A 10,929-nucleotide genomic window follows, 5' to 3' on the forward strand; every position below is an offset into this window, starting at 1 on the left:
CCAAAACCGACATCAAGACTTAAAACTCAAGCTTAGGAGGACTCAGGCCGTCGGCAGCGGGACCTTTGTGCCCCGGCCCGGGACGATCCGGCTGCTCGCGGTGCCCAGGCCGGTCGGTCCCAGGCGCCGGGCGATCGCGGGCACCTGGCCTGACGCCGTTCGGTCCAAGTAGGACTCCTTGTACCGGTCGACGTGCACGTGCCAGTTCAGGATTCCGGCCATCCAGTGCTTGAGTTCCTCGGCGTACCCGGTCAGGGTGGCGCGCGCGGTCGCGTCGAGGCCGAAGTCGTCGAACAGGGTCGGGAGGTCGATGTCGACGACGTGCTCGAACTGGCGCATCCGCGAGGTCATCAGGTCGACCACCACGGCGGCCGCATGTGTCACGTCGCAGTCGAAGAAGTTCTGCACCACCAGCACACCGTTGTGGATCTCGCCCTCGAACTGGATCTCCTTCTGGTATGAGTACAGGTCGTTGACCAGGCACGCCCAGTCGGCGGCGGCGCTCTCCATCGCCCGGACCGGCCGCGAGTGGTAGATCTCCGGCGGCACCGTCCGGCCGTGCGACAGCCTGCACAGGGACATCGTCAGATCCGAGCCGAAGGTCCGGCGGCGCGTCTCGAGGTAGTCGACCGGGTCCGGAATCCGATTCATCGCCTGGTTGTCCAGCTCCCACAGCCAGCTCCGCGTCATGTCGACGACGGTGTGCTTGAAAGTCCGTCGCGCCTCGACGGTCATCGCGCCCGCGGTGCGCTTCCACAGGTCGGCCAAGCCGCGTTCCAGGCCGTTGACCGGGACGGGTGTCGGTTCGTGGTCGACCGGCATCAGGGTGTGGAGGCGTTCGGTGCACGCGCGGGCGCCCGCGTGGTCGAGGGTGCGGCCGAACACCAGCGGGTAATAGTCGTCGGCGTAGGTGCCCCAGGCCAGCCATGCACTGGTGAGGTCGAGTTCGGCGGGAGTGGCGTCCGGGTGGATGCCCGCCGCGCACAGTGGTAGGTCGGCGGCGCGCAGGGTGTGTTCGTACCAGACGACCGCGTCGAGCATGCCCATCCGCTCACACCAGCCGACGAGGTTCTCCCGTGCGGCGGACAGGTGGGGGCTCAGCGTGTTGGCGTACGGGATGTGCAGCTCCGGCACCGGCAGCTGGCCCACCCGCTCGAACGGGACGTGGGTGAACGAGCGCAGCCGCTGACCGGCGGTGTTCGCCAGGGACGTGACGATCCGCGCCGCCGACGTGCCCAGCCCCTTCGGGCCACCCAGCGCCGGTTCCTCGGCGCCGCCGCCGTTCATGTACCGGCTCGACCGCATGTGCCACTCATGGCCGCCGGACTGCCAGTCCTGCAATCCCTTGACGTAGGCGAAGACACCCGCCCGCTGCACCGGGTCGAGGCCGTGCTCGTCGAACAGCGGCGGCAGCTCGGTGAACGTGGTGTGCTCGAACTGGTGCAGCCGTGAGGTCAGCAGGTCGTTGACCGCCTCGGCAGCCTCCTGGGTGGTGCAGCCGAGGAACTTCTCGAACACCAGCACGCCGTTGCTGAGCTCGCCTTCGTCGAGCACCTCGCGCTCGTAGGAGAACAAGTCGTTGCGCAGGTGCACGGCGTCGGAGAACGTGTCGCGCAGGACGTGCATGGGGCGTGAGGCGGCTATCGCGGCGGGCACCTCGGCGCCGACGGCGTGCTCGACCAGGTTCGCCGACCATGGCGCGCCACCGACCTTGCGGCGCATCTCGATGTACTCCACCGGGTTCGACACCCGGCCCTCGCTGATGTTCGCCAGCTCCCACAGCGACTCGTCGAGCAGGTTCTTCGTGCTCTCGGCGAACCGCTCGCGCCAGTCGGTCGACATCGCGGGCACTGTGCGCGCCCACAGGTCCGCCAGCCCCGCCTCCACCGGATTCGTCGGCTTCTCGGTGACCTCGCCGCGCACCGGCATGAACAGCCGCAGCCGGTCGAGATACGCCCGCGCGCCCGGGATGTCGCGGGAGCGCTTGTACAGCTCCAGGAAGTGGTCATCGAAGTAGAACACCCAGACATACCATTCGGTGATCAGGTCCAGTTCGGGCCCGGACGCGTCCGGGTGCGTGTACGCGCACAGCAGGGCGTAGTCGTGGGAGTCGAGGTCGGCCTCGGTCCAGATCGCGGTGCCCGCCTGGGGCACGTCGACCATGTCCATCGCGTACGCCCAGGCCTTGCTGTTGCGCCGGGCCTGCTCCACGTTCGGGTTCAGCCGTGGGGGATGGACCAGATAGAACTCGGGCAGCTCGAAGGGCTGCATGGGGTGATACCTGCCGTTTCGGGGAGTGGGGCGACGGTCGGCGGTTGATCTCGACGTCGACCACGAAACCAAAGCGGTCCCGGCCTCGCCAAGGCCTCGCACCGGCAACCACACGATCGTGGGCTTCTCGCCGGTTTCCGCACACGGACGTCAACACTTCCCAGATGGCGTTCGAAACGGATTCGTGAATCCCGCTCGACTACTTGCGGTGGCGGCCGTTTTGCTTGTCCTGCAAGGAATTCCACCGGAAATCTGGTCCGGGGTGACGGAGTCGATCACGGAGCGCAACCGGGGCATCAGGTCGCTGAATACCCATCTCTGATGATGCGCGGCCCCCGGCCGGGGCCATCGTGCGAGACAAGCGGGGGCCGCCTGCCTGGCCCCGCCCACCCTGCAGCGTCATCCGAGAGGGCAAACACATGAAGCACCGTTGGCTTGGCCGCATCGCGGCCGCCGCGCTGGCATTGGGAGTGGCGGTGACCGTCGGCGAGGCCGCGCTGGCCGCCCCGCCGTCGGACGACCCGCCCCAGGAGATCCAGATCATCGGCGGCGGCAACGCCACCGAGACCTACTCCTTCCACGCCGGGATGAGCAACGGCTGCGGCGGCAGCCTGGTCGCCCCGCAGTGGATCGTGACCGCCACCCACTGCGGCAACGCGTCGTCCGCCCGCATCGGCTCGCTCTACCGCTCCTCCGGCGGCGAGGTCCGCAGCATCGACCGCCGCGTCGACAAGTCCGGCACCGACCTGACCCTGATGCACCTGTCCACGCCCTCGACCATGACGCCGATCAAGATGGCGACGTCGAACCCCACGCCGGGCACGCCCGCCCGGCTCATCGGCTTCGGCTGCACCAGCTGGCCGAACTGCAGCAATCCCTCCTACCTGCAGGAGATCGACCTGACGGTGCTGGAGTCGAGCCGCTGCTACGCGGGCGGCGGCAGCGCCACCGACGTCTGCATCTCCGGCGACCGCACCCACTCGGCCTGCCACGGCGACTCCGGCGGTCCCGCGCTGGTCGGTTCGCGGGGCAACTGGACCCTTGTCGGCGAGACCAAGGGGCCGGGCGACAACAACGGCGAGTGCGCGACCACGACGCTCTACACCGGCATCGCGGCCAACCTGGCCTGGATCAACCAGCAGACCGGCGGCACCACCGAGCCCCCGCCCACCGGGAGCAAGTTCGAGAACACGAACAACGTCACCATCCCGGACGCGGGCGTCGCGGTCACCAGCGACGTCGCCGTCACCGGCACGGCGGGCAACGCGCCGTCGACGCTGAAGGTCAACGTCGACATCAAGCACACCTGGCGCGGCGACGTGGTCATCGACCTCGTCGCCCCGGACGGCTCGGCCTACCGGCTCAAGAGCTCCAGCGCCAACGACTCCGCCGACAACATCCTCACCACGTACACGGTGAACGCGTCGACGGAGGTCGCGAACGGGACCTGGAAGCTCAAGGTCCAGGACGTGGCCCGCTACGACACCGGCTACATCGATGCCTGGAGCCTGCAGTTCTAGCTCCTGATGACAGGTGGCCCATCCCCGCGCCCGGGATGGGCCACCGCCTTTTTCACTCGATCGGGTGGTGTGGGAACTTTGTCCGCGCCCGACCGACCACTGGGACGTCGCCCCCGACGGCGATGTGACGTCGTCACACCGGATCGGTCGCCAGTGTCGGCTTACTGATCCGGTGTCACGAGTTTCTTTCCCGGAGCCACTCAACAACCGCGGCCGTCACCGCGTTGGTGGGGTGTCGACCAGGGAAAGGAGCGATGAGTGCCGGACAGTTTCGACATCTTCGTCGCCGAACGGATAGACCGGCTGCTGCGCTACGCGACGGCGCTGACCTGCGATCCGCATCTCGCGCAGGACGTCGTGCAGGAAGTCCTCCTCCGCGCGCAGTCGCGATGGGGGCGCATCGGGGCGCTCGACGCGCCCGACCTGTACGTCAAGCGGATGGTCACCAACGAATACCTGTCGTGGCGGCGCAAGCGGGCCGCGCGCGACATCACCTCCGCGCACTCGACGCTGGAGGCGATCGGGCCCTCCGGGGGCGACCCGGCAGTCCGCCACGCCGAGCGCGAGGCCATGCGGATCCGCATCGCCACCCTCCCGCGCAAACAGCGGGCCGCGATCGTCCTGCGCTACTACGAGGACAGCACCGACGCCGAGATCGCCGAGGTCCTCGGCTGCTCCGCCGGGACAGTCCGCAGCCACATCTCACGCGCGCTGGGCACGCTGCGCGCCGCCGCCGACCTGACCGTGACGGAGGTCCTCTCATGACGTATGACAAGACCGAGTCCCTGATCCGCGAAGCAGTCACCGAACAGGCCGCCCGCGCCGTGGACGGAGGGGCCGTCGTCCGAGCCCTGCGGCGTGAGCGGCCCCGGCGGTCGATGACGCTGGTGTTCGCCGCCGTCGCGGTGGTCGTGGCGGCGGTGTCCGCCGTGGCCATCCCGCAGCTGGTCCGCCGCGACCAGGCACCGCCCGCCGCCCCCGGCGTCGTTGTCGGGGAACGCACGATCCTGGTCCTCGGGCGGGACGAGATGAGCTACGCGGACACGATCATGCTGACCCGACTCGCCGGGGAGCGGGCGACGGCGATCTCCGTGCCGCGCGACACGCTGGTCGATATCCCCGGGTTCGGCCTGGGGAGGGTGAACTCGGCGTTCTTCCGGGCGCGGGAAGCCGCCCTCGCGACGGGAGCGAGCCAAGCCGAGGCGGACAAGGCGGGTGCCGAGCTGACGATGACCGTCCTCGGCGCGCTCACCGGGATGCGGATCGACGACTATCTCGTGATCGACATGGCGGCGATCGGGCAGGCGGCGGACGCGGTGGGCGGGGTCGAGGTTTGTCTGCGGTCGGCTACCCGTGACCCGTTCTCCCAGGCCGACTTCCGGGAGGGCAGGCACCTGCTGACCGGGCAGGCCGCGCTGGCGTTCGTGCGGCAGCGGCACGGCCTGCCCAACGGCGACCTGGACCGGATCAGGCGCCAGCAGGTCTTCCTCTCCGGGCTGATCGCCCGCGTCACTCCCGCCAACGCCGCCGGGGTGCTGGCCGCCGTCGGTGACCATGTGGTCACCGACGCGGACCTGCTCGGGCTCGCCGAGAGCTTGGCCAGGACGCAGGGCGGGATCCGGGTCACGTCGATCCCGGTGGGCGAGATGGTCAATTCTTCGCATGGCGCCGAGTTCGAGGTCTCGCCGGAGACGGTGCGGCCGTTCGTCGAGACGGCGATGGCCGGGCAGGCGCCTGCCGCCCCGGACTGCGTGGACTGACCTGGCACCGCCGCTGTCGGTGTCAGCCGGCATGCTCGGATCGACGGGCAGGGTCGGGTGGAAACGAGGGCGCGGGTGCGGTGGACCGCTGAGCAGGTGCTCGACCTCGCACCCGACCCCGCCTCGGCGAAGGCCGGTCGAAGCCAGGCGAGCCCGGCCAAGTGGCCCTCGCTCGGATCCTCGGCGCAGGCGGTCTGGGGAGCCTGCCAGGGGAGCGGAAAGGCGCCGTACCAAGTCGGCGTCGACCTGGCCGAGCCCGCGTTCAGGTGCTCGTGTCCGAGCCGGAAATTCCCCTGCAAGCACGCTCTCGGGTTGTTGCTCATGTGGGCCGAGGGCGCTGTCCCCGAGTCGGTCGAACCGGAGTGGATCGACACCTGGCTGGCTCTGCCCAAACGGGCCGAGCCGACCGGTGAGCGCGACGAGGAGGCCGCCGCCCGCCGCGCCGAGAAGCGGGCGTCGCGGGTCGCCGGTGGCGCGGCGGAGCTGACCGGCTGGCTCCGCGACCAGGTCACGACCGGGCTGGCGGTGCTCGACCAGAGCCCCGACGTGCTCTACGCCGTGGCCGCCCGCATGGTCGACGCCCAGGCCCCTGGCCTCGCGTCGGGGCTGCGGCGAGCGGCGATGCTCCCCGGGCGCGGGCGGGACTGGCCGTCGCGGCTGCTCGAAGACCTCGCGCTGCTGCGGACGCTCGCGGTGGCCTACGAGCGGATCGACGACCTGCCCGCCCCGCTCGCGGCGACCGTGCGCACCCGGCTCGGCTTCACCGTGGACACCGCCGACGTGCTGGCCTCCGGCGACCGGGTGCGGGACGAGTGGCTGGTCGCGGGGCACGTCGACCAGGAGAACGACCAGCTGGTGTCCCGGCGGACCTGGTTGCGGGGTTCGGCGAGCGGGCGGTGGGCGCTGGTGCTGTCGTTCGCCGGCCCGGGGCGGATCCTCGACACCTCGCTGGTGTCGGGCACCCTCATCCCGGCCACGCTGGCGTTCTACCCCGGCGCGCTCCCGCTGCGCGCGCTCGTCGCCGACCGCGATGACGCCGTGCCCGCGCCGGTGCCCGCGGGCGGGACCATGGCCGACGCGCTGGCCGCGTTCGCCGCGGGCCTGGCCATCGACCCGTGGCTCGACCGACTCCCGGTGGTGCTCAGCGAGGTGACGCCGGTGCTGCTGGGAAAGGAATGGGGACTGTCCTCTGTGGATGGCTCGGCGCTGCCGCTCGGGTCCGGGGTCGATCCGTGGGCGCTGCTGGCCGTGTCGGGTGGGCGGGCGTTGACCGTGGCGGCGGAGCTGTCGGTGAGCGGACTGCGTCCACTGTCCTGTTGGGACGGCAACCGGGCGGTGCGGCTGTGAGCGGGTGGGACGAGCTGGTGGCCGCCGCCCTGCTGGGCACGCGGCGGCGGGTCGTGCACACCGAAGGGCTGCCGGAGTCCGTTCGGGCGTTGGTGCCCGACGACGAGGACCCCGCGACCCGGTTGTTGACCGCCGCCGCGCTCATGGCCGGCTACCGGCGGGCGGGGCGAGTCCCGGAGAGCGGCGGGCGGCCCCTGCCGGAGGCGGCCGAGGACGCGCGACCAGTCATCCCGGCCGTGGCCCGCAGGCGGTTGGACCGGATGCTCACCGGCGACCACACCGACCTGCTCGGCGACTGGCTGGAACTGGTGCGCCGCACCGACCTGCGGCTGCCACCCGAGCGGCTGCCGGTGTTCGCCGAGCTGGCGCGGACCCGACCCGCTCTGCGCGCGCCGTTCGCCGAGGTCGCCGGGGCCCGCGGCAGCTGGCTGGGCGCGCTCAACCCCGAGTGGAGCTACCTGGCCGACCACCGTTGCGACGTCGCCGACGTGTGGCGCCACGGCGACACCGACCAACGGGTCCGCTGGCTGCGCGAGACCTTCGCCGACGACCCGCCCGCCGCGGGCGAAGCGCTGGCACGTGACTGGGCGGGCGAGCCGGCCGCGACCCGCGTGCGACTCCTGCGCGCCGTCCGGGACGTGATCGGCGAAGACTTCCTCGAAGCGGCCCTGGACGACCGGGCCCAGGAGGTCCGGGCGCTGGCCGCGGACATCCTGTCCGGCAGGCCTGCTTCAGCGTTCGCCGCGCGGATGGCCGAACGGCTGCGCGCTTTGGTGACGGTGGCCGACTCGACGATCACCGTGCGTCTCCCGACCGCCCGCGACGACGGCATGGTGCGCGACGGCGTCCCCGCCGCACCCGCGCGGGGTGGGCAGCGCACGGCCTGGCTGCGCCACATCGTCGCCGCCGCCCCACTCTCGGCGTGGGAGCAGCGCCCGGCCGACTTGGCGGCGATGCCGGTCGAGGGGTGTGACCCCGGCGTGCTCCTCGAGGCGTGGGCAGCCGCCGCGACCCGCCAGCGCGACCTCCCCTGGGCGCGGGCGCTGCTCACGACCGACGACCTGACCACCCCGGAGACCGCCGCGCTGGTGAGCGTGCTGCCCGCCGCCGAGCGGGCCCGCACGGTCGCCGACCTCGGCAGCGCCCGCAAGTCGGCCGACCTCGCCGAACTGGTCGTGGCGCTGCCCGCCCCGTGGCCGGTCGACCTGGGAAACGCCCTGCTGGACTGGTTGGCGGGCCACACCGACCACCGCGCCGTCGCCAGGGCGGCAGGCGTGATCGCCCGCACGGTCCCGGCCGAGTGCCTGCGCCACCGCGTCGCCGTCGAGCCGCTGCCGCCGGAAGCCCCCGCCTGGCGGCGACACCTGTCCGAGACGCTGGTGTTCCGCCGCGAGATGGCGGAGGAACTGCGATGAACACCCTGAGCTGCCTTGAGAGGGATGAGCGATGACCGAGACCGTGCTGCGCCCGCACGCCGAGCAGGCCCACGCCGCCGAACTGGCGGCGCTGGCCGAGCACGACGACCGGCAGCGGCCGCCGTCGTGGCGGCTCTCGCCGTGGGCGGTGCTGAACTATCTGCTCGGCACGACCCTGCCCGACGGCACCGTGATCACCCCGAAGTACATCGGCCCGCGCAGGCTCATCGAAGTCGCCATCGCCACCCTCGCCACCGACCGCGCGCTGCTGCTGCTCGGCGTTCCGGGAACCGCGAAGACCTGGGTGTCCGAACACCTTGCCGCGGCCATCAGCGGAGACTCGACGCTGCTGGTCCAAGGCACGGCGGGCACCGCGGAGGAGGCGATCCGCTACGGCTGGAACTACGCCCGGCTCATCGCCGAGGGACCCAGCGAGCAGGCGCTCGTGCCCAGTCCGGTCCTGCGCGCGATGCGGGAAGGGAGGCTGGCCCGGGTCGAGGAGCTGACCCGGATCCCGGCCGACGTGCAGGACAGCCTCATCACCATCCTGTCCGAGAAGACCCTGCCCATCCCGGAACTCGAATCCGAAGCCCAGGCCCGGCCGGGCTTCAACGTCATCGCCACCGCCAACAACCGCGACAAAGGCGTCAACGAGCTGTCCAGCGCGCTGCGCAGGCGTTTCAACACCGTCGTCCTCCCGCTGCCGGACACCGCGGAGGCCGAGGTCGAGATCGTCACCCGCCGCGTCAGCGACCTCGGCGCCGCACTCGCGCTGCCCGCTGACAGCGCCGGTCTGGCCGAGATCCGCCGCGTGGTCACGGTGTTCCGCGAACTTCGGGCCGGGCGCACCGAGGACGGGCGGATCGCGGTGAAGTCCCCCTCGGGCACCCTGTCCACCGCGGAGGCGATCAGCGTGCTCACCGGCGGTGTCGCCCTCGCCGCGCACTTCGGCGACGGGGTGCTGCGGCCGCATGACGTGGCCGCCGGAATCCTTGGCGCGGTGGTGAAAGACCCGTCCGCCGACCGGGTCGTGTGGCTGGAGTACCTGGAGACCGTCGTGCGTGAACGTGACGGCTGGTCGGACTTCTACCGGGCGTGCCGGGAGCTGAGCGGATGACCGCAGCGGTCACCCTCCTCGGCATCCGCCACCACGGCCCCGGTTCCGCACGGGCCGTGGTGCGGGCGCTTGCCGACCTGGCGCCGGACCTCGTGCTCATCGAGGGCCCGCCGGAGGCCGACGCCTTGGTGTCGTGGGCGGCGCAGGACACGATGGCGCCGCCGGTGGCGCTGCTGGCGTACGCCACCGACGACGCGGCGCGGGCGGCGTTCTGGCCGTTCGCCGTGTTCAGCCCCGAATGGCAGGCGATCCGCCACGCGGTCGGGGCCGGGGTCCCGGTGCGCTTCTGCGACCTGCCCGCCGCGCACCAGTTCGCCGCCGAACCCACGCGCCGCCGCGGTCGCACCGAGGACCCGCTCGGGACGCTGGCCCAGCTCGCGGGGTACGACGACGCCGAGCGCTGGTGGGACGAGATGATCGAGCACGGCGGGCACGGCGAGCCGCCGTTCGAGGTGATCGCCGAGGCGATGGGCGCCCTGCGCGAGGAGCACCAGGACAGCGACGAGCGCGAGCGGCAGCGTGAGGCGTACATGCGCCAGGTCATCCGGAAGTCGCAAAAGGACGGTTATCGGCGGATCGCGGTCGTGTGCGGCGCTTGGCACGTTCCGGCGCTGCGTCAGCCGTTCCCGCCCGCCGCCCACGACCAGCGGATCCTGAAAGGACTTCCGAAGCGCAAGGTCGCGTGCACGTGGGTGCCGTGGACGCACAGCAGGCTCGCCACCACCAGCGGCTACGGCGCGGGCATCACCTCACCCGGTTGGTACCACCACCTGTTCACCGTGTCCGACCACATCACCGCCCGCTGGCTGACCGACGTGGCGCGGGTGCTGCGCGCCGAAGACCTGCCCGTGTCGAGCGCCCACGTGATCGAGGCGGTCCGGCTGGCCGACACCCTCGCCGCGCTGCGTGGCCGGGCGGTCGCGGGCCTCTCCGAGGTCACCGAGGCGACCCGGGCGGTCCTCTGCGGCGGCGACGAGGTGCAGTTGGACCTGGTGACCAGACGGCTGGTCGTCGGGGAGCGGCTGGGGGAGGTCCCCGAGGGCACACCGCAGGCGCCCGTGGCCGCCGACCTCACCGCGCAGGCCCGCGGGCTGCGGCTCAAACGCGACCCGCAGGAGCGCGAACTCGACCTGGACCTGCGTGACACCAACGGCGCCGAGCGCTCCAAGCTCCTGCACCGGCTGCGGGTCCTGGGAATCGACTGGGGTGTTCCGGCGATCTCCGCCCGCCGCTCCAAAGGCACGTTCCGCGAGACCTGGTCGCTGGCCTGGGAACCCGGCTTCGAGGTCGACCTCGTCGCGGCCGGGGTGCACGGCACGTCGGTGGCCGCCGCCGCCACTTCCGTTGTGCGGTCGCGGACCACCGCGCAATCCTCGCTGCCCGATATCACCGGCGCAATCGAGGACTGCCTGCTCGCCGACCTCGCCGACGCCCTGCCCGAAGCGCTCGCCGCCCTCGACACCCGCGCCGCCGCCGACGCGGACGCCGCCGCGCTCATG

Annotated in this window: 8 protein-coding genes; 7 read left to right on the plus strand and 1 reads right to left on the minus strand. The window is 71.8% G+C overall.

Annotated elements, in window-relative coordinates; translation table 11 throughout:
- Window positions 1-42: 42 nt before the first annotated feature.
- Window positions 43-2,271, minus strand: a complete 2,229-nt coding sequence (locus tag ACRDSQ_RS02260; protein WP_431418310.1) for a family 2 encapsulin nanocompartment cargo protein terpene cyclase — start codon at window positions 2,269-2,271, stop codon at window positions 43-45.
- Between the two features lie 419 nt (window positions 2,272-2,690).
- Here ACRDSQ_RS02260 and ACRDSQ_RS02265 point away from each other — a divergent pair, with 419 nt between their 5' ends.
- From ACRDSQ_RS02265 to ACRDSQ_RS02295, 7 genes are all read left to right on the plus strand, one after another.
- Window positions 2,691-3,791, plus strand: a complete 1,101-nt coding sequence (locus tag ACRDSQ_RS02265; RefSeq protein ID WP_431418312.1) for a trypsin-like serine protease — start codon at window positions 2,691-2,693, stop codon at window positions 3,789-3,791.
- A gap of 258 nt (window positions 3,792-4,049) precedes the next feature.
- Entirely contained in the window at window positions 4,050-4,556 is a 507-nt protein-coding gene (locus ACRDSQ_RS02270; protein WP_431418314.1) for a SigE family RNA polymerase sigma factor, read from the plus strand.
- On the plus strand, window positions 4,553-5,551 hold the full coding sequence (locus ACRDSQ_RS02275) for an LCP family protein (protein WP_431418316.1): 999 nt from the start codon (window positions 4,553-4,555) through the stop codon (window positions 5,549-5,551). The genes ACRDSQ_RS02270 and ACRDSQ_RS02275 overlap by 4 nt, the downstream gene beginning before the upstream one ends.
- 75 nt (window positions 5,552-5,626) lie before the next feature.
- On the plus strand, window positions 5,627-6,898 hold the full coding sequence (locus ACRDSQ_RS02280) for an SWIM zinc finger family protein (protein ID WP_431418318.1): 1,272 nt from the start codon (window positions 5,627-5,629) through the stop codon (window positions 6,896-6,898).
- Window positions 6,895-8,313, plus strand: a complete 1,419-nt coding sequence (locus ACRDSQ_RS02285; RefSeq protein WP_431418320.1) for a DUF5691 domain-containing protein — start codon at window positions 6,895-6,897, stop codon at window positions 8,311-8,313. Before ACRDSQ_RS02280 ends, ACRDSQ_RS02285 begins: the two co-directional genes overlap by 4 nt.
- A gap of 31 nt (window positions 8,314-8,344) precedes the next feature.
- A complete protein-coding gene (locus tag ACRDSQ_RS02290) occupies window positions 8,345-9,430 on the plus strand; it encodes an ATP-binding protein (RefSeq protein WP_431418321.1) in 1,086 nt (361 codons plus the stop codon).
- Window positions 9,427-10,929: DUF5682 family protein (locus tag ACRDSQ_RS02295; protein WP_431418322.1), on the plus strand; the 1,503-nt coding region annotated here is incomplete at its 3' end. The genes ACRDSQ_RS02290 and ACRDSQ_RS02295, both read left to right, overlap by 4 nt.

It is taken from the genome of Actinokineospora sp. (assembly GCF_050699995.1).
Taxonomy (GTDB): Bacteria; Actinomycetota; Actinomycetes; order Mycobacteriales; family Pseudonocardiaceae; genus Actinokineospora.